This window comes from Ruegeria sp. HKCCD6647-2 (assembly GCF_057221075.1).
The window spans coordinates 359587-384616 of the sequence record NZ_JBWVBD010000002.1 but is presented as its reverse complement, the minus strand read 5'-3'; the positions used below and the strand labels follow the sequence as shown (position 1 = coordinate 384616).

16 protein-coding genes are annotated in these 25030 nt (G+C 57.9%); 9 read left to right on the top strand and 7 right to left on the bottom strand.

Features of this window, described 5'->3' with window-relative positions:
- Nucleotides 1-247 precede the first annotated feature (247 nt).
- Nucleotides 248-2632 carry a mechanosensitive ion channel family protein gene (locus tag AC2TDJ_RS07910; RefSeq protein WP_480840943.1) on the top strand — a complete coding sequence of 795 codons (2385 nt, stop codon included), beginning with the start codon at nt 248-250 and terminating at the stop codon, nt 2630-2632.
- 87 nt (nt 2633-2719) lie between these two features.
- Here the strand turns inward: AC2TDJ_RS07910 and AC2TDJ_RS07905 are convergent, their stop codons facing one another.
- The 5 genes from AC2TDJ_RS07905 to AC2TDJ_RS07885 are packed head-to-tail and all read right to left on the bottom strand — an operon-like array spanning nt 2720 to nt 9944.
- The gene (locus tag AC2TDJ_RS07905) at nt 2720-4075 is read right to left on the bottom strand and encodes a CoA transferase (RefSeq protein WP_480840941.1); all 1356 of its coding nucleotides are present in this window, start codon (nt 4073-4075) and stop codon (nt 2720-2722) included.
- The gene (locus AC2TDJ_RS07900; RefSeq protein ID WP_480840939.1) at nt 4072-5226 is read right to left on the bottom strand and encodes an ABC transporter permease; all 1155 of its coding nucleotides are present in this window, start codon (nt 5224-5226) and stop codon (nt 4072-4074) included. The genes AC2TDJ_RS07905 and AC2TDJ_RS07900 overlap by 4 nt, the downstream gene beginning before the upstream one ends.
- Entirely contained in the window at nt 5223-6251 is a 1029-nt protein-coding gene (locus AC2TDJ_RS07895; RefSeq protein WP_480840937.1) for an ABC transporter permease, read from the bottom strand. Before AC2TDJ_RS07895 ends, AC2TDJ_RS07900 begins: the two co-directional genes overlap by 4 nt.
- Before the next feature lie 14 nt (nt 6252-6265).
- Nucleotides 6266-8179, bottom strand: a complete 1914-nt coding sequence (locus AC2TDJ_RS07890; RefSeq protein WP_480840935.1) for an ABC transporter substrate-binding protein — start codon at nt 8177-8179, stop codon at nt 6266-6268.
- Nucleotides 8172-9944, bottom strand: a complete 1773-nt coding sequence (locus tag AC2TDJ_RS07885) for an ABC transporter ATP-binding protein (protein ID WP_480840933.1) — start codon at nt 9942-9944, stop codon at nt 8172-8174. The genes AC2TDJ_RS07890 and AC2TDJ_RS07885 overlap by 8 nt, the downstream gene beginning before the upstream one ends.
- 233 nt (nt 9945-10177) lie before the next feature.
- On the opposite strand from AC2TDJ_RS07885, the gene AC2TDJ_RS07880 reads away from it, so the two are divergent.
- The 6 genes from AC2TDJ_RS07880 (at nt 10178) to AC2TDJ_RS07855 (ending at nt 17429) form a co-directional block, all read left to right on the top strand.
- Nucleotides 10178-10675: a class I SAM-dependent methyltransferase gene (locus AC2TDJ_RS07880; RefSeq protein WP_480840931.1), complete on the top strand. Its 498-nt coding sequence runs from the start codon at nt 10178-10180 to the stop codon at nt 10673-10675.
- A 90-nt stretch (nt 10676-10765) separates the two neighbouring features.
- The gene (locus AC2TDJ_RS07875) at nt 10766-11395 is read left to right on the top strand and encodes a glutathione S-transferase (protein WP_480840929.1); all 630 of its coding nucleotides are present in this window, start codon (nt 10766-10768) and stop codon (nt 11393-11395) included.
- Between the two features lie 109 nt (nt 11396-11504).
- The gene (locus AC2TDJ_RS07870; protein ID WP_480840927.1) at nt 11505-13907 is read left to right on the top strand and encodes a GcvT family protein; all 2403 of its coding nucleotides are present in this window, start codon (nt 11505-11507) and stop codon (nt 13905-13907) included.
- Nucleotides 13908-13912: 5 nt separating this feature from the next.
- Nucleotides 13913-15454 carry a trimethylamine methyltransferase family protein gene (locus tag AC2TDJ_RS07865; protein ID WP_480841441.1) on the top strand — a complete coding sequence of 514 codons (1542 nt, stop codon included), beginning with the start codon at nt 13913-13915 and terminating at the stop codon, nt 15452-15454.
- On the top strand, nt 15455-16138 hold the full coding sequence (locus tag AC2TDJ_RS07860) for a TetR/AcrR family transcriptional regulator (protein WP_480840925.1): 684 nt from the start codon (nt 15455-15457) through the stop codon (nt 16136-16138).
- A complete protein-coding gene (locus AC2TDJ_RS07855; protein WP_480840923.1) occupies nt 16125-17429 on the top strand; it encodes an NAD(P)/FAD-dependent oxidoreductase in 1305 nt (434 codons plus the stop codon). Before AC2TDJ_RS07860 ends, AC2TDJ_RS07855 begins: the two co-directional genes overlap by 14 nt.
- Here the strand turns inward: AC2TDJ_RS07855 and AC2TDJ_RS07850 are convergent.
- Nucleotides 17426-20821 carry an indolepyruvate ferredoxin oxidoreductase family protein gene (locus AC2TDJ_RS07850; RefSeq protein ID WP_480840921.1) on the bottom strand — a complete coding sequence of 1132 codons (3396 nt, stop codon included), beginning with the start codon at nt 20819-20821 and terminating at the stop codon, nt 17426-17428. The two genes, AC2TDJ_RS07855 and AC2TDJ_RS07850, sit on opposite strands and share 4 nt — an antisense overlap.
- Before the next feature lie 143 nt (nt 20822-20964).
- Here AC2TDJ_RS07850 and AC2TDJ_RS07845 point away from each other — a divergent pair, with 143 nt between their 5' ends.
- Nucleotides 20965-21426, top strand: a complete 462-nt coding sequence (locus AC2TDJ_RS07845; RefSeq protein WP_480840919.1) for an Lrp/AsnC family transcriptional regulator — start codon at nt 20965-20967, stop codon at nt 21424-21426.
- A 3-nt stretch (nt 21427-21429) separates the two neighbouring features.
- Here the strand turns inward: AC2TDJ_RS07845 and AC2TDJ_RS07840 are convergent, their stop codons facing one another.
- Nucleotides 21430-21819 carry a DUF3307 domain-containing protein gene (locus AC2TDJ_RS07840; protein ID WP_480840917.1) on the bottom strand — a complete coding sequence of 130 codons (390 nt, stop codon included), beginning with the start codon at nt 21817-21819 and terminating at the stop codon, nt 21430-21432.
- A 213-nt stretch (nt 21820-22032) separates the two neighbouring features.
- On the opposite strand from AC2TDJ_RS07840, the gene AC2TDJ_RS07835 reads away from it, so the two are divergent.
- Nucleotides 22033-25029: an ABC transporter transmembrane domain-containing protein gene (locus tag AC2TDJ_RS07835; RefSeq protein WP_480841439.1), complete on the top strand. Its 2997-nt coding sequence runs from the start codon at nt 22033-22035 to the stop codon at nt 25027-25029.
- Nucleotide 25030 lies beyond the last annotated feature (1 nt).

Sequence of the window (25030 nt, the reverse complement as noted above, 5' to 3'; positions counted from 1 at the left end):
TGGCAACAGCCGATCCGCGCGAACACAACAGATTGCCTGCCTGTCAAACTCGCCTGGCTCACGCCGAGCACATACAGGTTACCCCGAGCGGTCATATTCAATTTTCTGAGAGTTGGAAACACATTATCCCCTCAGCCGCCGCAGGAACTGGAGCAAAGCACATATTCAGGGGCTGCACGCAGAAGATTGTACAGGCTTCATGGCTTCTGTAATCTGCCTGACAACTGCGAACTGGATGCAACATACTATGAAAATGAACTATCTTGCCGGGCTGATCCTGGTGTTCTGGCTGGCGGCTTTGGGCCTTGCAAAAGAAGTTGCGGCGCAGACGTCGTTGATACCTGGTTACCCATCCGGCACGACCGAAGAGACCACTGCCACATCCGACGGAGATCTGGCTGCAGCGATCCGCGCTGCCTCCGAGGCGGGCGCGAGCGTAATCGTGATCGACAGTGCTGGTCAGGTCGTTTCATCCACCGGCCAGCAGACCAGCGGAACCGGCGAAGATGCATCTGCGGACCCAATGGGCGAAGGGTCGCAACTGATGAAGGCGCAGGAGCGGCTTTCGAAATTCCGCGCATCGCTCGACTCTCGCTTGCAGGCCTTGCCCTATTCGATCTTCGAAGTTCAGTACGTCCTGCGCCAAACCAGCCCGGACGGGCGGATCATGACCTATGTCGAGGTTTTGCTCTGGGCGATCCTGTTCCTGATGATCGGCCGCTGGCTGTCGATCGAGATATACGGAAAGCGCATTGCCCGCCGTCATGTGGTGTCGCGCATCAAGGAAAACCCGCAAGGTTATCGTGAAAAAATGCCCTTTCTGGTGTTCCGTTTCCTCATGGGGGTTGGTGCGACGGTATTCGCGATGGTGCTGGCGTATATCGTCGGAGAGTTGTTCTTTATCGGAACGGAAAAGGACATCTCGATACAGTTCACGGTAACGGCCATTTTCACCGCCTTCTTCCTGTCGCGCACCGTGTCTGACTTGTGGCGAATGGTCCTGTCACCGTATCTGAGCCAATATCGACTACCGCCATTCTCAGACCGGGATGCAAAGCGGCTGTATATTTGGGCGTCCGCTCTGGCCACTTTTGATATCTCGGTCGTGATGTTTTCGACCTGGGTGGCGGATTTCGGACTGAATTACAACGTCTACGCCATGGTTTACGGCGTGCTGACGATGCTCGGTGCGTTGGGCAATATCCTGATGATCCTGTTCAATGCGCGGGCGATTTCGAATGCCATCCGGGGCGGACGCGCGGCGGATCAGGTGTCTTGGATTCTGCGGGTCGTCTCGTACGGGTGGGCACCTGCGCTGATCGTCTATATCGTGTTCAGCTGGTTCCGGCTGGCGGTCGATCTGGCGCTTGAAAACCCGACGCCGATCCCTCTGATTGCCAGCACATACCTGATCTTCATGTCTGTCGTCATCGCATATGGCGCGATGAACTACTTTCTGGAGCGCTACTTCGATCGCTCTCGCAAGATTGAGGAGATGAATGCAGAGGGCGCCGACAGCGATGAGGAAATCGAAATCGCTGAAACCCCCGAAGCTGAGCAGAGAAAGCACTATCTGCTGACATACGAAGATCTGGCGCGCAGGGTTGCCGGAATTCTGGCCTTTGTCATCGGCGCCTATGCGTTGGTGGTGATCTGGTATCCGGACGCGGACTGGAGCGAGGAACTGCCGGTCGAACGCGCCCTTGATGTGATGGTCATCATCTTCATCGGTTACATTCTGTTTCATTTCTTCCGCATCTGGATCGACAGCAAGATCGCCGAGGAATCCGACGATGGAGCAGCGGAAGCCGAGTTGGGCGATGAAGGCGGCGAAGGTGGACAGAGCCGACTGGCTACGTTGCTGCCGTTGTTTCGGGGGGCGATCCTTGCGGTCGTGGTTGTCACGATCGTTCTGATCGTGCTGATGGAATTGGGCATCAATGTCAGCCCGTTGTTCGCTGGCGCCGGTGTCGTTGGTCTGGCCGTCGGCTTTGGATCGCAGACGCTGGTTCGGGATATTTTCTCGGGCGCGTTTTTCCTGATGGATGACGCGTTCCGAAAGGGTGAGTATATCGACATCGGGGATGTGAAGGGGACGGTCGAGAAAATCTCGGTTCGGTCGTTCCAGTTACGGCACCATCTGGGCGCGTTGAACACGATCCCGTTTGGCGAAATCAAGGTTCTGACAAATTACTCTCGCGACTGGGTGATCATGAAGCTGCCTTTGCGTGTGACATATGACACAGATGTCGAGAAGGTACGCAAGCTGATCAAGAAGCTTGGTCAGGAACTGTTGAGCGATCCGGTCATCGGAGACAATTTCATCCAGCCGCTGAAGTCCCAGGGCGTGATCGAGATGCAGGATTCGGCGATGATCATCCGGGTCAAGTTCATGACGAAGCCGGGTGATCAGTGGCTGGTGCGCAAGAAAGTGTATCAGGAAATCCGCGAACTGTTTGCGCGCGAAGGCATCCGCTTTGCGCACCGCGAAGTCACCGTACGGTTGGCGGACGGAAAGGATACCGACGATCTGACACCGAAGCAGCGCGAAGCGGTGACAGGGGCGGTGCAGGCCGCCATAGACGAAGACATGCTGGACGAAATCGGCCCGGCTGGCGGGGATGACCGATAGGGTGGTCTCCCGCCCCTTTGATCTGCGTCTCTGGCGAGACGCCGGTCAAAGCGTTGGGCCGGGCCGTGCGTTCCGCACGGCGATTGCTCAGGATTTCAAAGAGGGCCAGACCGGTTCAGACGTTCCCGTTTTTGAGGCTGGAAGAGACCAGTGCATGTTTGCGGCACCGACGTTCAAAGCGGGTTTCAGACGGTGACCGGGTCCCCAGCCGGATGTTTCAATTGTCCGGTCGAAATCGTCGGGTGCTGCATCCGTGATGTCATCTCCAGCGCTGGATTTGGCGAGGCTGGTAAGCAATTCGGCCGTACGGGCAAGCGACAGCCGGGCATCCATCACGGCGTTTTGCGATGCGGCCTCAGCCAAAGCTGACAATACCGCCGCAGCCATGAAGTAACCGGTTGCATGGTCCAGAGCCTGTACGGGCAGAGGCGTCGGTTTGTCAGACTTAGCCCAGTCGCGTCCTGCATCCGCGATCCCGGAACTCATTTGGACAAGACTGTCAAAGCCACGCCGCGAAGCCCATGGGCCTTGCCAGCCATAGGCGTCCAGTGTCACTTCGATACGGTTGGGGGCCAGCGTGTCCCTCTGGGATTTATTCAGTCCAAGTGCATCCAGCGCACCGGGGCGATAGCCGTGGACGAAAACATCAGCCTGCGCCAGCAGATCTTTCAACTGGTCAAGCCCCACAGGCGATTTCAGGTCCAGATAGGCGCATGTTTTACCAAGCGAGATGTCCGGGATCACACCGGGTTCGTCCCAACCAGGAGGATCGATGCGGAGTACGTCGGCGCCGAACCCGGCAAGGGTACGCGTGGAGACTGGCCCCGCCAGCACACGTGTCAGGTCAAGGACGCGCAGACCCGCCAAGGGGCGTTCGGCTGTCGCCCGCGGGCGTTCGCGCAGCGTGATGCTGCGTGGCCCCTGCCAGCCGATCAGCGGATCGCGCGCCACGGCGCGGCCTTGTGGATGATCCTGCCACTCGGACCGGCTGCGCATGGCTGCGGCGACGCCGCCCTCGGCCACGATTGCCGTTTCCAGCTCGGAAATCGGGCAACTTTTTACCGCTTCGCTGACGAGGTTTCGATCCGCTTTGACGCCCAGAACTTTCAACGCTGCAGCGCGGTGATGTGGCAGATTGGTGTGAAGTCTGATCCAGCCGTCAGATGCCCGATAGTCACCCGCGATGGCGTCCCAAAGACCAGGCATTTCCCACCCGTCCGGTTTGAACGAATACCCGAACCACAAAGAGGCGAGCCGGTGATCAACGGCCACCTTTGGCGGCTTGTCGGTCAGGTTCAGGTCCACCGAAAGGCGCGAGAGTTCTTTACCGACAGTCGCAAAGCTGGCGGTTGCCAGTTCTGAGACCGCAAAGGCACTGGGGCGGGCACCTGTCCCTTTCACCTCATAGGTGTCGGCCGCAGGGAGAGATGCCAGCAGACTCATTGCTGATAGGGGTCCAGGCTGTCGCGCAGCCCGTCGCCCAGGAAGTTGAAGGCCAGCACGATGATGATGATCGGCAGCATCGGGATAGCGGTCCAGGGATAGATTTCGATTGATGCGAGGTTCTGTGCGTCATTCAGCATGACACCCCAACTGACTGCAGGCGCACGCAGACCAAGGCCAAGGAAGCTGAGGGCCGTCTCCCCCAGGATCATCGCGGGGATCGACAAAGTTGCCGAGGCAATCAGGTGTGACATGAAGTTCGGCAGCAGGTGCTTGCGGATCACGCGACCGGAACTGGCGCCCATCATCTCGGCAGCGCGCACATATTCCTCTTCCCGAAGGGACAGGAATTTTGCACGCACGGAGCGGGCGAGGCCGGGCCAATCAAGGATGCCGAGGATGATCGAGATGATGAAGAAGACGGCGACCGGGCTCCAGTTCGAAGGCACCGCGGCGGACAGAGCCAGCCACAGAGGCAGCTCGGGCAATGAGCGCAGGATTTCGATCACCCGGTTTATGACCCAGTCGATCTTGCCGCCGAAATATCCCGCCAGCGATCCGAACAGGATGCCCAGAAAGAACGAGACAGATATGCCGATCAGGCCGACGGTCAGTGATAGTTGAGCGCCGTACAGGATACGGCTGAATACGTCCCGTCCAAGCCTGTCCGACCCCCACAGGAACAGGGTTGCGCCTTCGGGGGCACAGAACAGATGGGTATCCGAACGGATCAGACCTGCCAGTTTGTATTCGGACCCCTCGCAGAAGAAACGGATCGGTCGGGGGTCTTCGGTATCGGGTACGAATTTCCACTGGAAGGTCTCGAGGTCTGCCTCGGCCACGATTGGATAAACATACGGGCCAACGAATTCGCCATCGTGGAACCAGTTCACCGACTGAGGCGGTGCATAAAGATGTTCGCCGTTTCGGTCGTTCGGACCATAGGGTGCTATGAACCCCGCGAACGGCAGCATCAGATAGCACAGCAGCAAGAAAACACCGGATATCAGGCCCAGCTTGTGGGTCCTGAACTTGCGCCAGACCAATACCCAGTTCGGGGCGTCCAGATCGGCACGTTCAAGTTGTTGCAGAGACGCCTGCGGATCAAAGGGAGCGTCGTCGACATAGCGACCATCAGGTTGTTTGGTCATGCTTCGCGCCCCTCATATCGAATGCGCGGGTCCAGCATGACCAGCAGGATGTCCGAGATCATTGTGCCGATCAGGGTCAGCAGCGCGACGAACATCAGGATGAAGGCGGACAGGAACTGGTCTTGGGTCTTGAGCGCGGTCAGCAGGGTCGGGCCAATGGTCTGCAATCCCAGCACGACCGATACCAGAACCGATCCCGATACCATCGACGGCAGCAGGTTGCCGATGTCCGCAACAAACGGGTTGAAAGCAACGCGCAGCGGGTATTTCGTCAGCATCCGAGATGGTGCCATGCCTTTGGCAATCGCGGTTTCCACGTAGGGTTTGCCCAGCTCATCCAGCATATTCGCGCGCAGACGCTGCATCATTGCTGATGCTCCTGAGGTGCCGATCACAAAGGTGGGCACGATCAGGTGCACGAGAATGGACTTGAGCTTGTCCCAGCTCATCGGTTGACCTTCATAGACCGGGTCCATTAGTCCGCCGATGGGCAGGTTGAAATAGCGGTGCCCGTAATAAAACAGGATCAAGGCCAGCAGAAAGTTCGGCGTGGCCAGACCAAGGTAACCGACGAAAGCCGAGGTATAATCGATCCACGTGCGTGACCTTGCTGCGGCAAGGACGCCGAGGGGCAGGGCAACGGCATAGACGAACAGGATGGCGGCCAGATTGACCACGACGGTCAGCCAGAGAGTGTCGCCAACGATTTCGGATACTGGTCTGTCAAACTCGAATGACCAGCCGTAGTTACCTTGCAGCAGCCCTTCAAATCCATGGGGGCCGGGCCAAAATCCGACCCAGATCAGATACTGCTCCCACATTGGCCGATCCAACGCGTATTCCTTGCGCAGAAACTCGGCCTTGGCCACGCCTGCGGACTGGCCCGAAGCCTGCAATTCCGCGATCTGATTGCTGAGGTAGTCACCGGGTGGCAAGTTGATGATCACGAAGATCAGAACCGAGACCACCAGAAGCGTCAGCAGCATGGTGAAAAAGCGATACACCGCATAGCGGAGCATGATCATTTAGCTGCTCCTAGTCAGTCGGCGAAAAAGAACTCGTCCGGGCGGTGGATGCCGAAATGGGCGCCGGGCTCCCAGGCCCACATGGCCTGTTCAGGAACATTGCGCAGCCGGTTCGAAACGACGATGGGCTGAGGTGCACCGTTCAGGATACCTATTGCAAATAACTGATCGGCGTGAATTTTCAGCATCTCCGTCCAGACGGCGGTGCGCTCTTCGTCCGTTGTTGCAACTTCCCAGTCATGCGCAAGCTGCATCAGGCGCTCGGCTTCCGGCATGTCGGGCGGCTCGCCGGCGTCGCCACCGGTCTGATAATGTTGTCCCCACTTGGGCCAGGCCAGAAACACCTGATCGGTCGGGGCAAGGTAAGCCGGAGAAGTATGGTATTGCGGAATACCGTCATCCCAGCCGAACCAGACCGAGGCCATGGTGCTGCCTGAAAAGACGCGATTGCGCAGGATGTCCCGGTCCAGCGGGCGCATCACCAGCTTCACACCGATCTCGCGCCACGTATCGGTAACGATTTGCAGGGCGTTTTCGACCTCTTGCCGTTCCCCGGCCGTTTCAATGACAAATTCCATCGGTCGGCCATCGGGCAGCATTCGGATACCGTCCCTGTTCCGTTCGGTCAGGCCGACCTCGTCCAAAAGGGCATTTGCCATGTCGATGTCGTATTGCGCCCAGGCCTTGGCATTCTCTGCATCATAGAAAGGGGATGCAGGCAGAACGGACATGGCACCCGGTTGCGCCAGTTTGAAGTACAGCGCCTGATTGATGGTCTTGCGATCTATCGCCAGCGACAAGGCGCGCCGCACGCGGACATCGCGCAGGACCTCTCTCCAGGTTTCGTCTTCGAAGTTCAGGTTGGGATAGATGGCGATCTGCGATGCGACGCCTGTCTTCCAGAGCAGCGTCTTGTAATTGCCCTCGGCCTCGCCCTTTTTCAGGATCGAAGCATCGCGGAACGCCAAGCCGCGCCCCTGCAGGTCGCTTTCGCCCGCGTTGGTTTTGGCGGCGACCAGTCCGGGGGCCACGATTTCCATTTCGACCACGTCGATATAAGGCAGTTGCACGCCATTGCTGTCGATGCGGTGATAATAAGGGTTGCGCACAAAGTTGTGCCGGATCTTTTTGCCAGAACTTGCATTTAGCCAGGGTTGCAGCGTCGGCAGTTCGTGATTGTCGAACTTATAGAGATTGTCCAGTTTGTTGTGCAGCGCGGCCCAGCTTTTGACGCGGGCATCTTCGACCAGGAAGGCCAGTTCTTCCTGATCGGCGAATTTTTCGTGATATTGTTTGAGAAACGCAGATGGTCGATAGATGAACGGTGGTCGGGCCTGCGCCAAAGATTGCAGGAAATTCGGGTTTGGGTTTTCCCACTCGAAAACTACGGTTTTGTCATCAGGGAAAGTCACGACAGGCGGTTTGCCCTCAACCAGCAGGAAATCGGGTGGGCCTGACGGGCTGAGCAGCTCGTTGTTGGCAACATCTTCCCACCAGTAACGGAAATCTTCGGACGTGAATGGCGATCCGTCAGACCATTTATGCCCTTCACGCAGGCGCAAAGTGAACTTGCGGTTGTCTTCGTTTTCGAATGAGGCAAGCAGGTCAGGAGTAATTTCGTAGTTGTGGTCAAATCCGACCAGACGCGCATAACCATACACAACCATTTGCCGAATGTCCTTGGATCGTGTGACCATGGTGCGCAAAGTCCCGCCCGGTTTGCCGAATTCACGACCCTTGGCTGCCAGATCGACGATCAGCGGTTCCTGTGGCACGCGCTCGGCGACAGGCGGCAGGTGGCCGCTGTCGACTTCGGCTTTCCAAAATGCGCTTTCCTGAAGATTTGCGGGAATCTCTGCCATAGCGGGCAGCATCCCCAAAAAGGCCAGCGCAGGCCCCAGAAACAGATGTCGAGTGGTCTTAAACATGGCAACGTACCTTATGGCCGGGCTCCATCTCTACAAGTGAGGGTAGCATGGAGTCCGTGAAACGAAAGGCGTCTTCCCAACTGTCCGGCGAACCTGCGCCCAAAGCAACCAGTTTGAGGTTGATCGGGCGATTGATGTCAGGTTCAGGCTGAGCAGCGATCAGAGCCTTGGTGTAGGGGTGGCGAGGATTATAGAACAGCGTCTCGGGCGGTGCCTGTTCGACAACCAGTCCCTGACGCATAACAGCAACCTCGTCCGCGATGCGGGCCACGACGGCAAGGTCGTGAGAGATGAAAAGATAGGACAGGTTCAAACTGTCCTGCAAATCTTCAAGAAGGGTCAGTATCTGTTCCTGAACGGATACATCCAGCGCCGAAGTAGGCTCGTCACACACAATCAGGGCAGGATCCAGCATCATGGCGCGTGCGATCGACAGGCGCTGGCGCTGGCCACCTGAAAACGCATGCGGATAGCGTTTGAGCATGTCGGCATTCAACCCAACCCGCTTGAGCATATCAGCGGCTTTGTCCCGTTGCTCGGCGGCTGAGCCAAGGCGATGAATCTCCAACGGCTCGGTCATGGCGTCCTGAATGCGCATTCGTGGGCTGAGCGAACTGTAAGGATCCTGAAATACCATTTGCGCTTTGCGCTGAAAGGCTGTCCGTTCCTCTCGTGTCATCCGGTGCACCGTTATGGGTTCTGCATCGGCCGACGTGCGGAACAGAACCTCACCACCGGGATCGGGCAACTCGGCCCCAAGGGCGATTCGTGCCGCCGTTGTCTTTCCGGAGCCGCTTTCGCCGACAATCGCCAGTGTTTTTCCGCGTGCCAGTTTTAAATCCACCCCCCGGCAGGCGTGAATAAGCTTGTCCGCCTTCCACCCCCGGGAGGACCGCATGGTATAGGTCTTGGACACTCCGGTCATCCGAAGGATCAGGTCCTCGTCCGGCATTGGCAGGCCGACAGCTTCCTGATCCGGGATTTCCGGCGCAGCATCGAACAGTTGTTTCGTATAGGGGTGAGCGGGATCGTTGAGGATCAGATCGGCCCGACCCGATTCCATCACGCGCCCCTTGTGCATGACCACAACCTGCTCGGCCATATTCGCCACGACGCCGAGGTCGTGTGTGACCAGGATCAGGGCCATGCCCGTTTCCAGCTGCAACTCTTTGATCAGGCCCAGAACCTGCGCTTGAGTTGTGACATCAAGCGCCGTTGTCGGTTCGTCGGCGATCAGCAGTTCGGGTTTGGCGACCATGGCCATCGCGATCATGGCCCGTTGGCGCATCCCGCCAGACAGCTCGAAAGGATATGAATCATAGGCCCGTTGAGGGTCCGGAAAGCCGACCCGTTCAAACTGGGTCAGAACTTCCTTTCGGGCCTGCGCCTCTGATGCGCCGCGATGCAGCCACAGAACCTCACTCACCTGATTGCCGATTTTGTGCAGAGGCGATAGCGATCTCATTGGCTCCTGAAAGATCATCGAAACCCTGTTTCCGCGAACAGAACGCATCTGACGTTCGCTGATTGCGGTCAGGTCCGCCGTTCCCTTGGAGTCGTTCAGCGTGATCGTGCCGCTACGAATTTGCGCCGTGCGCGGAAGAATTCGCAGAGCGGCCCGGCACGAGATCGTTTTGCCCGAGCCGGATTCTCCGACCAAGGCAAGCGTTTGTCCCGGATCGACATCAAAGTTGACGTTCTGAACAACGTCGGCGCCCGCGCCAAAACCGATGCTGAGATCACGGACGGACAACAACGCGTTCATTCGGGATTTCCACCCGGCTGGCCGTGGATTGACATCGGCTGTTTCAACTCCCTGTCTTTTTTGATGCAGTTTCGCGCGGTTGGGGCGGGCTAGTCAAACACCTTATTGGGCAGAAACGTCGCGGAATCATGAAATCCGGACCGGTGCGACTACACAAAGTGTTGAGATTTTGTCATCAAGCCTCCGATCGGCACCGATTAAGTGTCGTTTGAACAAAACAAGAGGTTTGGCCCGTGCCCAACAATCAAAGTCGCCTGGATCTGTTTATTGACCGCATGGTATCGCAACGCGCCTGCCTGGATTACGCCATTGCGCGGACCGCAGATCAGGCTGGTCCGGTGTTTGAGTTGGGGCTGGGCAACGGGCGCACTTACCACCACATGATGCAACACATCCGGAATCGTCCCGTCTATGTCTTCGAACGCGCCATCGCCTCGCACCCGGAGTCGACGCCGCCGGATGATCAGGTGATTCTGGGCGATGTCAGGGATACTCTTCCCGCGTCGGTTGACCGGTTTGGCGCGACCGCCAGTCTGATCCACGCCGATCTTGGTGGACACAACCGCGATAAGAACGACGTGTTTGCCCGCCTGGTCTCACCTCTGATCGAACCGCTGCTGGCGCCGGGTGGGTTGATGGTATCCAGCGACCGGATGTACTTCGCGAACCTCAAGGAAGTGCCGCTGCCCGATGGCGCAGTCGAGGGGCGCTGTTTCATCTATCAACGCTGATCTGCCGTCGCGTCACACCGGCTGCGACTCGCCTTACACAATTTTCACGGTCTAACCTGTCAGCATGTTGCTTCAGGAAGGATCGCCCGAATGCTGTTCTATGATTGCTCGACCGCGCCAAGTCCGCGCCGCGCCAGGATGTTCATTGCGGAAAAAGGGCTTGAGATCGAAACCCGCGACATTTCAATCGCGAAAGGGGAGCAGCTGGGTGACGCGTTCATGGCGGTGAACCCAAGAGCGACCGTCCCTGTTCTTGTGACGGACGAAGGTACCGTTTTGACGGAGAATCTGGGGATTGCGGCCTATCTCGAGGCGCGTATTCCTGAGCCTTCACTGATGGGCAAGACCGCGGATGAGAAGGGTGCCGTGCTCATGTGGAACGCAATTGTCGAACAGCAAGGCGGCGCACCGATTGCCGAGACACTGCGCAACACGCATCCCGCCTTCGAAAACCGCGCCATTCCCGGCCCTGTCAGCTATGCGCAGATTCCTGAACTGGCACATCGCGGTCGCGACCGGGTCAACGCGTTCTTTGAACTGCTGGAAACGCGTTTGGAAAGAAGCACATTTGTCGCTGGCGAATTCTTCTCGCTCGCCGATATCTCGGCCTTTGTTTTCGTTGATTTTGCCCGGGTCATTAAGATGCGTATTCCCGATGAAAATACGGCCTCACGAGCTTGGTTTGACAGCATCAAGGCCCGGCCCAGCGCAGAAATCTAGTTCTCGCATCAGCGCATACCCGCGTTTCTCCTGTACTGTACAGAAATGTCTAGACAGAACTGAACAGTGCTATTAGCGTCTCCTCAGATTCTGTTCAGGGGAGGTTGGGATGAAATCCCAGTATCGTGTCGTGGTCATCGGGGGCGGAGTTGTTGGCGCCTCGGTCCTGTATCATCTGGCCAAGTTCGGCTGGTCGGATGTGGTCATGCTTGAGCGGCGGCGATTGGCGTCCGGGTCGTCTTGGCACGCGGCAGGCGGCATCCATGCGCTGAACGCCGATCCAAACATGGCGTCGTTGCAGGCCTATACCATCGACCTGCTGAGCGAGATCGAGAAAGAGTCGGGCCAGAATATCGGCTTGCACATGACGGGCGGCCTGACGCTCGCCGGAACGCCCGAGCGGTGGGAGTGGTTGCAGGCGAACTATCGCATCTTCCAGTCCATCGGCATTGATGACTGCGAGTTACTGACACCGCAAGAGGCGCAAAAACGCTGCCCCATCATGTCCACCGATGGCGTGTTGGGCGCGATGTGGGCCGATCGTGAAGGGTATATCGACACGACTGGCACGGTGCAGGCCTACGCAACGGCAGCCAAGAAACGTGGGGCCGAATACTACGAGGAAACCAAGGTCGAAGAACTGATCCAGACTGCTGATGGCTGGCAGGTGGTGACCGACCGGGGCACGATTACCTGCGAGCATGTGGTCAACGCGGCGGGTCTCTGGGCCAAGCAGGTTGGGCGCATGGCTGGGGTGGAACTGCCGGTGTCTCCGCTGAAACACCACTATCTGATCACCGACACCGTGCCCGAGGTGGCCGAGGCCGAATTCGAGATGCCGATGACCGTGGACCTGGAAGGCTTCACTTATATGCGGCAGGACCAGAAGGGTGTTCTGGTCGGGATTTATGAGGTTGACCACGAGCACTGGGCCATGGACGGCGCGCCGTGGAACTATGGCGAAGAGCTGTTTCAGGAACAATTGGACCGGATCGAGAACGAACTGACGCTGGGCTTTGAACGCTATCCTTCGATTCAGAATGTGGGCATCAAGACGTGGGTGAACGGCGCGTTTACATTCTCGCCGGACGGTAACCCACTGGTCGGTCCGGTGCCGGGCAAGCGCGGCTACTGGTCGGCCTGTGCGGTGATGGCGGGCTTCCTGCAAGGTGGCGGCGTGGGCAAAACGCTGGCCGAATGGATGATCCATGGCGAGCCAGAAGCCGACGCATGGCCGATGGATGTTGCGCGTTATGGCGATTTTGCTCAGAACAAGCGGTATATCCGCGAGACGACCGGTCAGTTCTATTCACGCCGTTTCGTAATGACATACCCAAACGAACAACTTCCCGCCGGTCGTCCGCTGAAAATGGCTCCGGCACATGATGCAATGACCGAGGCGGGCTGCAAGTGGGGCGTGAGCTGGGATCTGGAAGTCCCGCTCTATTTCGCGCCGAAAGGGTTCGAGGAAACCCCAACGCTGAAACGGTCAAACGCGCATGACATCGTGGCCGAAGAATGCAAGGTGATCCGCGAAGGCGTTGGGCTGCTGGATATCTCGGGCTTTTCGCGTTTCGAGGTTTCGGGTCCAAACGCCGAGGCTTGGTTGGATAAGGTCATGGCCTCGAAACTGCCTGCACCGGGGCGGGCCAAGCTGGCGCCGATGTTGGGCGAAAACGGACGTCTCAAGGGTGATCTGACCGTACTCAACTGGGGTGATGGCAGCTGGTGGATCATGGGCAGCTACTACCTGCGCGCCTGGCATATGCGTTGGTTCGACGATCACATGATGGATGGCGTAACTGTCCGCGATCTGGGTGAGGAATACTGCGGCTTTGGTCTTGTTGGCCCGAAGTCGCAGGCGGTGATCGAGAAGTTGGCGGAACAGGATATCTCGGGTCTGAAATTCATGGGCTGCGGTGATTTTGACATCGGTCTCGTCCGCGCTCGTGTCGCGCGCATGTCAGTGACAGGTGAAAAGGGATACGAGATCAACTGCCGCTATGGCGATCACATCAAGCTGCGCCGGATATTGTTGGAGGCCGGGGTTGAGGAAGGAATCCGCGAATGCGGGTTCAATGCGATGCTGTCGACGCGGTTGGAGAAGAGTTTTGGCATCTGGTCAGCGGAATTCACGCAGCTTTACACGCCGGGTATGACCGGCATGGATCGCTGGGTAGACTGGGACAAGGAGTTTGTTGGCAAAGAAGCCGCAATGGCCGAACGTGACGGCAACGGCCCGGCTCAGGTGCAGGCGACGCTTGAAATCGACGCGTTGGATGCCGATGCCAGCGGGTATGAGCCGGTCTGGGCCAATGGTGAACGCGTGGGTTTTGTTACCTCGGGGGGCTACGGACATTATACCGGCAAGTCGCTGGCAATGGCTCTGATCGACCGCGACAAAGCCGCGCCGGGAACCGAATTGTCGGTCCACGTGGTGGGTGTTGAACGCCCCGCGCGAGTGATCGCTCCGTCGCCTTACGATCCTCAGGGCAAAGCGATGCGGGGCTGATCATGATGACTCAGGACCGAGGGCGACGACGGCGGGGGCGGGGCGCTGAAGCTGCTCCGCAGCCCAGCCGCGATGTGAACTATCGCCAGTTGCGAAACCCCTTCCCGTTGATGGAAGTGTTCCCGTCGGATCAAGTCGCTGACATGCACGAAACTGCGCTGCGAACATTGCAGGAGTTGGGGGTCAAAGTCCTGCTGCCGGAGGCACGAAAAATCTACGCTCAGGGTGGCGCGCGGGTGGATGAAGACAGCGAAATGGTCTTCATCGGGCGCGATATGGTCGAGGCCGCGGTGACCTCGGCCCCGAAATCCATCGCTTGCAGGGCCGGAGCGCGGCGCAGGGACTTCACACTGGAATTGGGCAGTCTGGTGTTTCAGCCGGGGGCAGGGGCTCCGAACGCGACCGATCTGGAGCGCGGGCGTCGCCCGGCAAGTGGACAGGATTATCTGGAATTCCTGAAACTCACTCATCATTTCGACGTGTTCCAGATGATCTCGCCACAGGTCGAGCCACAGGACGTACCGACCCACCTGCGCCACTACTTCACGACGCAGGCGCAGATGGAGTTGACCGACAAGTTTCCATTTTTCTTCTCACGCGGAACGCCGCAGGTAATGGATTGCTTCAAGATGCTTTCGATGGCGCGCGGGCTGACAGTTGATGAGTTCCGCGCCAATCCGCATTGCTACACAATCATAAACACCAACAGCCCGCGCACATTGGATATCCCCATGGCGCAGGGTCTGATCGACTTTGCGCGGCACGGCCAGATGTCGATTATCACGCCTTTCACCCTGATGGGGGCGATGGCGCCGATAACCGTGGCCGGTGCGATTACGTTGTCTCATGCCGAAGCACTTGCGGCGCTGACGCTGACCCAACTGACGAACCCCGGTGCGCCAGTCTGCTACGGGACATTCACCAGCAATGTCGATATGAAATCGGGAGCGCCCGCCTTTGGCACGCCTTCGCATTTTCAAGCGTCGCTGGCAGCCGGCCAATTGGCCCGGCATTTGGGCCTGCCATGGCGTTCAGCGGCGGGATCGGCCGCAAACATCAACGACGTGCAGGCCGCCAACGAAAACCAGTTTGGGCTTTGGGGCTGCCTGATGGCGGGCGCGACAGTGATCATCCACTCGGCTGGCTGGCTGGAGGGTGGTTTGACTGTGTCCTTCGAAAAGATGATCTGCGACGCCGAAGTGCTAAATATGGTGGCCGAGCTTTGCGCCGGGGCACAGGCCAGCGCGGCCGAGATAGGGTACGATACTGCCCTCAGCGAAGTTGATCCCAGCGGCCATTTCTTTGCAACCAGCCAGACGATGGATCGCTACAACACCGCTTTTTACGAACCGCACTTGCACGACTATGCCAATTTCGGCACCTGGACCGAGCGCGGGGCGATCGACGCAAATCATCGCGCAACCGGGGTTTGGAAAGACATTCTGGCCAACTTCGAAGCACCCGATCAGGATGCGGGTCGCCTTGGGGCGTTGCAGGACTTCATCGCTCGCCGCACCGAAGAAGGCGGCGCGCCGCCGGAGAGTTAAATGAGCACCAAACCGATCCTTCACCGTGATGATCCCGAGGCCGAGCCCTTGGTCGGTAACATCAAGGTCACGCGGGATGACTGGCTGAACGTGGCAATGGACGTGCTGATCTCGGACGGGGTCGAGCAGGTCAAGGTAATGAACCTGGCCGAGCGGATGGCTGTTTCCCGGTCATCGTTTTACTGGTACTTCAAATCCCGGCAGGAATTGCTGGATGCGTTGCTTGCCCGGTGGCAGGCGACCAACACGGCGGCCTTGATCGCCCAGTCCGAGTTACCGGCAGATACGATTACGGCGGCGGTTTGTAACGTGCAGCGATGCGTCGTGAATACCGAACTGTTCGATACGGCGCTGGATTTCGCAGTGCGCGATTGGGCACGCCGGTCCGGCAAGGTGCGGAGAATGCTGGATCAGTCGGATGCGCGGCGCTTGGCAGCCTTGTGCGCCATGTTCATCCGTTTTGGCTATGACGAGACCGAGGCCGAAACCCGCGCCCGTGTACTGTACTACATGCAGATCGGATACGATCTGGCCCAGCTGAACGAGCCGATGGCCATCCGGTTGTCGATGGTTCCGCACTACCTTTATGTCTTCACCGGCGTCGAGCCACGGCCAGAAGAGATCGAAGAATTCAGCGATTACGCAAAACGGTTTTGGGAAGGAACAGATCATGAGCCAACCTGACGCAATCATCATCGGGACCGGAGTGATCGGTGCAGCTATTGCCTTCGAGATGGCGAAGAAGGGATGGAAAACCCTGTCGCTGGATCGAAATACTCAGATTGGACACGGGTCGACAGCCGGGTCCTGTGCCATCATTCGCATGCATTATTCTACCTTCGACGGCACCGCCTTCGCATGGGAAGGATATCACTACTGGCGCGACTGGGCGGACTATCTGGGTCTGCCAGACGATGCCAACCTGGCGCAGTTTCGTGAAACGGGCTGTCTGGTGATGAAGACTGAAGCCAACGAAATGCTGGAAAAGCACAAACAAAACAGTTTGGCCTTGGAGTGCCCCTTCGAGGAATGGTCGCCAGAGAAAATCGTCGAACACCTGCCGATCTATTCGCTGGAAAGCTATGCCCCCGCGCGACGCGTGGATGACCCGGAATTCGGGCAACCAAACGGCGGCCACTTACAGGGTGCTGTCTTCTGGCCAAAAGCGGGATATGTCACGGACCCGGCGCTGTCGGCGCAAAACCTGATGGATGCGGCCAAATCGCATGGCGCGGAAGTGCGCACAGGTGCGGAAGTGGTCGAAATCCTGACGCAGAACGACCGTGTGTCCGGTGTCAAGCTGGATTCGGGCGAAGAGATTCAGGCCAAAATCGTCGTGAACGTTGCCGGCCCGGGGTCTGCAATCGTCAACAAAATGGCGGGCGTTCTGGGCGACATGACGATCGAAACCCGCCCCTTGCGGCAGGAGGTGGTGCACGTTCCTGCGCCCGAAGGCTTTGACTTTGAACATCAGGGTACAATCGTTTCGGACAGTGACATCGCGCTTTATTGCAGGCCGGAACACGGTAACCACATTCTGATCGGGTCCGAGGATCCCGAGTGCGATCCGCATCAGTGGTGTGAGGATGATCGGAACTACAATCACGACTTCACGGACCAGTGGACGACGCAAGCCATGCGGTATGCGCAACGCGTGCCCAGCCTGGGCATCCCGTCAAAAACACGCGGCGTCGTTGATCTGTATGATGCATCAACCGACTGGATACCGATTTACGATAAATCCAGCCTGCCGGGGTTTTACATGGCTTGCGGTACAAGCGGGAACCAATACAAGAACGCACCGATTGCCGGCAAGATGATGGCGGCCCTCATAGAATATTGCGAAGGCGGGGAGGACCACGACACCGCGCCTCTGCAGTTCGAGTTGCCCTATATCAAGCGCACAATCGATGTCGGGTTCTATTCCCGAAAACGACCGATCAACACGGATAGCAGTTTCTCGGTTCTGGGCTAGGCGGTGGCTTTGCGGGCTTGTTCAAAGCTGGACGCTCGAACAGGCCCGTAACCTCGAATCTGATCGGCTGCTGACAGGCTATCCAGCCAGCTTTTCTCAGACCGGGCGGAATAGTCTGTTTCCAGCCGGATCAAAAGGTCTTCGTACCAAGCGAGTATATTGCGGTGCAGCCGCGCTTCGGAGTGATACCCGAACGGGTTCCAGAACTTGCCACGCAACCCTTTGGCGCTGGCAATTCTCGTCAACACGGGGCGGAACCAGGGTCCGAATTGCCATTTGACCGGTCGGCCTTGCGCGTCTTTTCGCCAGCTCATCAGCGGCGGGGCGAAATGGTATCTCGTCTTGAATTCACCATCGAATGTGCGGTTCAGCTCGTCTGTGAAAGCATCTGAAGTCTGCAAACGAGCGACTTCGAATTCGTCCTTGTAAGCCATGAACCGGAACAGGTTTCGAGCAATGCTTTCGATGACGCGGTCCGAGATTTGCGGCTGCGCAGCACGCAGGGTGGCAATTCGATCAGTGTAGCGTTTCGCATAATCCGCATTCTGATAATCGCACAGGAAGGCTTCGCGACGTGCAATCATCTGTTCCAGTGTTTCGGCTTTGTCTTGCGGCTCGACACCGTCCGGCAGACGGCCGGGATCAGCGGCAAGGCATCGCCCGATGGCTACGGCAAGCCGGTTTTTCTCAACTGCAACTCCGTTCAAAAGAATTGCCTGTCCCAAGGCGCTGTGAGACACCGGAACCAAACCCATTTGCCATGCGTAACCCAGCAGGATCATGTTGGCGAAAACAGCATCCCCAAGAAGGGTTTCAGCAGCCCGGTTTGCATCAAACCCCAACAGGTTTTCAGATCCCACGACGCTTTCAATCGCCTGTTCTCGGGCGGATACGTTCAACTGAGCATCGCGGTGCAGAACCAGATCCCCGGTTGGCATCTCGGCCCGGTTCAACACAATCTGCGTACCCTTGCGATAATGCGCCGAAGCCTTGGGCGCCGAGCTGACCACCACGTCACATCCGATCACGGCATCCGCGGCGCGTGTGTCAATGCGAACCTGATTCAGCGCATCCGGGGACGCGCTGAGGCGAATATAGCTGAGGACTGTCCCAAACTTCTGGGCAAACCCGGTAAAGTCCAGAACGGATGCTCCTTTGCCTTCAAGATGCGCTGCCATGGTGATCAGGGCGCCGACGGTCACAACGCCGGTTCCGCCAACCCCGGTGACCAGCAGGTCGTAAGGCTGATCCAAATTTGGCAACGCTGGGGCGGGCAGGTCGCTCTCCAGATCGCTCAGATCAAGGTAGACGGCTTGTTTCCGGCGTTTGGCACCTTCCACGGTAACAAAGCTGGGGCAGAACCCGTTCAGGCACGAGAAATCCTTGTTGCAGGTGCTGAGGTTTATTTTGCGTTTGCGGCCAAAGGGTGTTTCGCGCGGTTCGACACTCAAACAGTTCGAGGCGACGGAGCAATCCCCGCACCCCTCGCAGACCAGATCGTTGATCCATACGAAGCGGTCCGGGTCCGCCATCGTGCCGCGCTTGCGGCGGCGGCGTTTTTCGGTGGCACAGGTTTGTTCGTAGATCAGGACGGAAACGCCGGGTATGTCGCGCAGTTCGCGCTGCATGGTATCCAGTTCGGAGCGGTCGTGAAATGAAGTCCTCTGCGGAAAGTCCGCATGACGAAATTTGCCTATGTCATCCGAAACCACCGCGATCCGGTCGACGCCCTCGGCACGGCAGGTCTGGGCGATGCCCGGAACGCTGACCGGCCCATCGACCGGTTGCCCTCCGGTCATGGCGACGGCGTCGTTATAGAGGATTTTGTAGGTGATATTGGTTCCTGCAGCGACCGCCTGCCGGATCGCCAGCGAGCCCGAGTGATACCAGGTTCCTTCGCCAAGATTCTGGAAGATGTGCTTTCCGCCGTTGAATTTCGAGGCGACCACATGCGGCACCCCTTCACCGCCCATCTGCGCATAGCCGGCGGTTTCGCGGTCCATCCATGACGCCATAACGTGACACCCGATTCCGCTGGCTGCGGTCGAGCCTTCAGGAACTTTGGTGGACGTGTTGTGCGGACAGCCTGAACAGAAATACGGCGTGCGCGTGGCCCCCGGTACGTTGATCAGTTGGGGGGGTGTTCCGGTCAGCGCTTTGGCCTTGGCAGGCAGCCCTTCCTCGGGGAAGAAGGTGTGCAGCCGCGTGGCGACGATCGGCGCCAACATCAGAGGGCTCAGCTCACCGGTCCAGGGGATCAACGGTTCGCCATGGCTGTCATATTTGCCGACCATCTTGTGTGGCTTGTCCCCGGGCCAGTCGTAGAAATATTCCTTGAACTGGCTTTCGATAATCCCGCGCTTTTCTTCGACGACAAGCACCTCGGCCTTGCCTTTCACAAAGCGCAGCGCGTTGCGGCGGGCCAGTGGCCAGACCATACCGACCTTGTAGATGTCAATGCCCAAGCGGCGGCAGGCGGCCTCGTCTAACCCCAGCAGACGTAGCGCCTCCATCAGATCGAGATGCCCTTTTCCCGTGGTGACGAACCCGAACTTAGCGTTCTCGATGTCATAGATTCGCCGGTCGATCGGGTTTTCTTCGGCAAAAGCCCGGACCGCGCGCAGCTTGTGCTGAATGCGCGTTTCGATTTCTGGCGATGGCAGATCGGCCGAGCGCACGTGCAATCCATTCGGCGGCAGTTCAATCTGCGGTAGGATGAATTGACGGTCCGGGCGCAGTTCAACGGAGCGTGCGCTTTCCACGGTTTCAGACACTGCCTTGAAACCGACCCATGTGCCTGAAAACCGCGACAGTGCCAGACCGTATTCGCCAAACTCCAGATACTCCTCGACCGAAGCGGGGTTTAGCGTCGGCATGAACCAAGCCATGAAAGCCACGTCAGACTGGTGGGGCATCGAGGAGCTGACGCAGCCATGGTCGTCGCCCGCCACAACCAGCACCCCTCCTTTGGGGGCCGACCCGTAAGCGTTTCCGTGTTTCAGTGCGTCACCCGAGCGGTCAACACCTGGCCCTTTTCCATACCACATGGAAAAAATGCCCTCGACCTCGCAATGTGGGTCCAGTGTGGCTTGCTGGGCGCCCAGTACGGCGGTTGCGCCCAGGTCTTCATTCACCGCTGGCATAAAGGTGATGCGGTCGGTCTGCAGGCGATCCTTTGCCCGCCACAGCTCCAGATCCAGACCGCCCAGCGGGGAACCGCGATAGCCCGAGACAAAACCGGCCGTGTTCAGGCCCGCCTTCCGGTCACGTCGGGCCTGATCCATCATGATCCGGACCAGAGCCTGAGTGCCGGTCAGGAAAACGCGACCTTCAGTCTGTGTATATCGGTCCTCAAGTTGATAGGTGCGCAGCGCAGGGTTGGGGTGGGTCATCGCGTAGTTCCGTCGGATTGCCTGTGATACCCGGGAATTCTAGCCCACTTTCGGTGGAAAATTGTGCCAAGGTTGACTAGGTATTGAAGGTTTGACGAAAAATCTGTTCAGTAGTGAGGCGAATTTTGAAAGGAGCGTCCACATTGAGCCAGCTGGATGACAGAGATCGCCTTATCCTGGAGCATCTTCAGACGGACAGCCGAATGTCGAACGCCGATTTGGCAGACAGGGTGGGCATGTCCGCTTCGGCACTGTGGCGCAGGGTGCGCGCGCTGGAAGAGGCGGGGATCATCGAACGTTATGGCGCAGTGGTTAATCCGCCCGCCATGGGGCTGGCATTCGAGGCCATCGTCCACGTTCACCTGACCCGCCACGACCCGGAGAGGATTGTCGACTTTATCAGAGCGGTGGAGGTGAGCCCGGAAGTGCAGGAATGCTATGCCACGACAGGGCAGGCCGATTATCACCTGCGCGTTCTTTGCCAAGATTTGGCGGCTTATAACGAATTTTTGGAAGATTTCCTGTTTCGTCTGCCCGCCGTCGCCAGCGCGCAGACAAATGTTGTGTTGCGTACGATCAAACGCAATCGGCCGATTGTGCCTTGACCGTCAAGCCGCAAACGTCGCCCAGGCCCACGCCATGGCGATATAAGTGAGATTGTGCAGACACTGATCCAACCCTGCCGCGCGCCAGAAAGCAGCCTGATTGGGCTGTAGCTGTTTCTTGTCGGAATAGCTGGCTTTGGCAAAGTCGATGTGGAAATGAACAATCCATTCAAGCGCCGCAATGATCAGAATAAACTCAACCGGCGCGCGAAAAAGAGCAAAAATAATGACAGACCCCACGACATGCACCGCGGCATGCTGAGCCCGGCCCATATGGAGATATGTGCCTCGCCCGGAAAGCATCTTGGGCGTCTGTAGATAGTAGTCGGCAAACATGTGTTTGATCTGCAGCAGGCAGAGCAACAGGAACACGGTGCCTATTGTAACAGGCAAATGGACCCTCCCGATATCGTCCTGAACCAAAGACTAGGGGTTAAAACTGCTGCACGCAAATGAACTTGTTCACACAAGGGAAATTTGGCGTAAATCGGGAATTCATTTGCGTCGTTGGATACGATTGCGGTAAATTCGGACCGTTGTATTCGCGTCGAAATCAGTGATTTAAGCGACGGAACAGAAGCAGGGGCAGGTTCCATAGAAAGCACGATTTTTCGGTTTATCTGGAAGTACTCAAAACGCGATCAGCTGATCCTGCTGGCCGTGACTTCCACGCTGTTTCCGCTGCTCTACCTGACGTTGGAATTACCCAAGCGTATCATCAACGATGCTATTGGTGCCGCAAGTCCCGTCGTGAATGTCTGGGGGTTCAGCCTGGAACAGACAACGTTCCTGATGATCCTGTGCTTTGCCTTTCTAATCGCGGTACTGGCCCATGGCCTGATGAAAATGCGTATCAACACGATGAAAGGCGTGCTGAGCGAACGGATGTTGCGTCGGTTTCGCTATCAGTTGATCAGTCGCGCCCTTCGTTTTCCGCAACCGTATTTCGAGCGGGTCAGCCAGGGCGAGATGGTATCGATGATCACGGCCGAGAGCGAGCCGATGGGTGGTTTGATGGGCGATGCGATCAGCCAACCTGTCCTGCAAGCCGGGCAGATGATCACAATCCTGTCGTTCCTGTTTTTGCAAAGCTTCTGGTTCGGTCTTGCGGCTGTTGCATTGATACCATTGCAAGCCTGGCTGATCCCGCGCCTGCAACGTCAGATCAATCTGCTGAACAAGAAACGTATTCAGGAAGTGCGCGTTCTGGCCGCTCAGATCGGCGAGAATGCGGCCGGTGCCTCGACCCTGCGCGCCAACGGTGGGTGGCGCTATCGTCGGGCCATGATTTCAGATCAGTTGGGGCGGTTGTTCGGCATCCGGTTCGAGATCTACCAGAAAAAGTTCTTTATGAAGTTTATCAACAACTTCATTTCGCAACTTACGCCCTTCATGTTCTATCTTGTTGGTGGTCTACTGGTTCTGCAGGGCTCGGTCTCGCTGGGCGCATTGGTTGCGGCGTTGGCGGCCTACAAGGATCTGAGCTCTCCTTGGAAAGAACTGCTGACCTATTACAACCAGACGCAGGACATGTCGCTGCGCTGGGAAGTTGTGGTTGAACGCTTCGCGCCATCCGGCATGGTCGACGAAAAGCTGTTTGAAGGTGATCCGGAAACGCGTCCTCGACTGACTGGTGACATCGTTCTGGATCATGTTTCGGTTCGCGATATGGATGGCAACCACGTATTAGACGATCTGGAACTGACTTTTCCTGCCGGTAAGACCGTAGGTATCTCAGCCCCAAGTGAAGAGGATCGGCGCGCGCTGGCCGACTTGCTGACCCGTGAAATCCTGCCCAGCTCCGGGCGAGTGGAAATAGGGGGCCAGAACCTGTCGGAGCTGCATCAGGCGGTCGTGGCCGCGCGCATTGGCTATGCTTCGTCCCGGCCGGTCATGTTTCAGGGTTCGTTGGGCGATAACGTGATGATGCCGATGCGCATCAGGCCCCTGTCCAAAAATCTTGACGACGCCGATTTCGCGGAGACTTTGCGCGCCGGCAACAGCGACGATCCCTTCAGGGCCGAATGGCTGGATCCGTCGTTGGCCGGGTTTGAGGGTCCTGAAAACCTGCGCGACTGGTGGTTGCAACTGATCGACGGAATGGGGTCCGGAACCGCGCTGTTCCTGCGCGGTGCGGAACAGGCATTTGATGCAGACGAGCATCCGGAATTGGCTCGAAAACTGGTCGAGCTTCGCCCGCTCGTGAAACAGGCCGTGCAGAACGCCGGGTTGGAGCAACAGGCGCTGGTTTTCGACCGCGACACCTACAATCCCGCATTGCCCGTCGTCGAAAACCTGCTGTTTGCCACGCCGCGCGTTCCGGTCACTCAGGAGTTGCTGGCCCGGCAAACAGTTTTCCTGGGTCAGTTGCGCGAGTTGGGACTGGACGAAACCCTGATCGGACTGACCCGCGATGTGATCGACATGTTGCGCCAGATCTTTGGGCTGGACGGAACCGATCACCCGCTGTTCCGCAAGCTGGGGCTGGAGGTGCAGACCTATGAAGCCGCGGTTGAACTTGTGGAACACACAAGGAAAGAGGGAGCGTCGGGACTGGATGATGAACAGTTGGCCAGCCTGTTGGCCGTCCCCTTTGTCATCTCGGCCGAACAGATCGGACCCGCGTTCACGGACGGATTGAAGAATCGAATTCTCGAGCTGCGGGCCAGTCACTCCGAAAAGCTGATGGAGCGGTTGCATGATGTGTTTGTCCCTTTGGACATGAACGAATTTGCGCCAGGGCTGACGGTTATGGAAAATGCCCTGTTCGGCAAAGTCAGCCAGATCGGTGGTGCGCGCTCGGACGAGGTTCGCAAAACGATTGTCGATGTGCTGACGGAAAACGGCGCCCGGCCATTGGTGGTCGAATTGATCTACGATGTTCCCGTGGCGCTGGGCGGCCAGAACCTGCCTGCGGTATTTGCTGAACCTTTGGCCTTTACCCGGGCCACCATCAAAAAACCCGATGTCCTGATCCTGGAAAATGCGTTGGCCAGCTATGACATGGAAACACAGGTGGCGGTATACAAGAACCTGCGGGCTTTGTTGCCAGAGACGACTGTCATATACTTGAATGACCAGTTTCAGAACCCGCAGGCGTTTGACATGTTTGTCGAAATTCGCCAGGGCCGGGTTGTTTCGGACGAAGGACCCGCAGACGTGGAAGAAGACGGTGCCTCTTCAGCCGATCTGGCGCGCAAGTTGCGCGCGCTCGAACAGACCCCGTTGTTCTCGGGGTTGGACAGGCGCCAATTGCGCCTGTTGGCTTTTGGAGCGCAGTGGTTTGCGGCAAAACCGGGAGAGATTGTCTTTCTTAAAGACGATCAGCCCACCGATGGGGCTTATGTAATCCTTCAAGGTGAGGCAGGGCTGTATCTGCCGCAACCCGATGGGCCGGATCAACTGATCACCAAGGTAGGTGCCGGTGCACTGGTTGGCGAGTTGGGCTTGATCAGAAAAGAACCCCGCGCGCTGAGCATGATCGCCGAGACCGAGCTGTCTTGTCTGCGCGTCGGGGAAGAGGAATTCCTGGCCGTTGTGGAAAACGATGCGGCGACGGCCTTCAAGTTGATGCAGGTGATCGCCGGGTATGTCTCCAACTAAC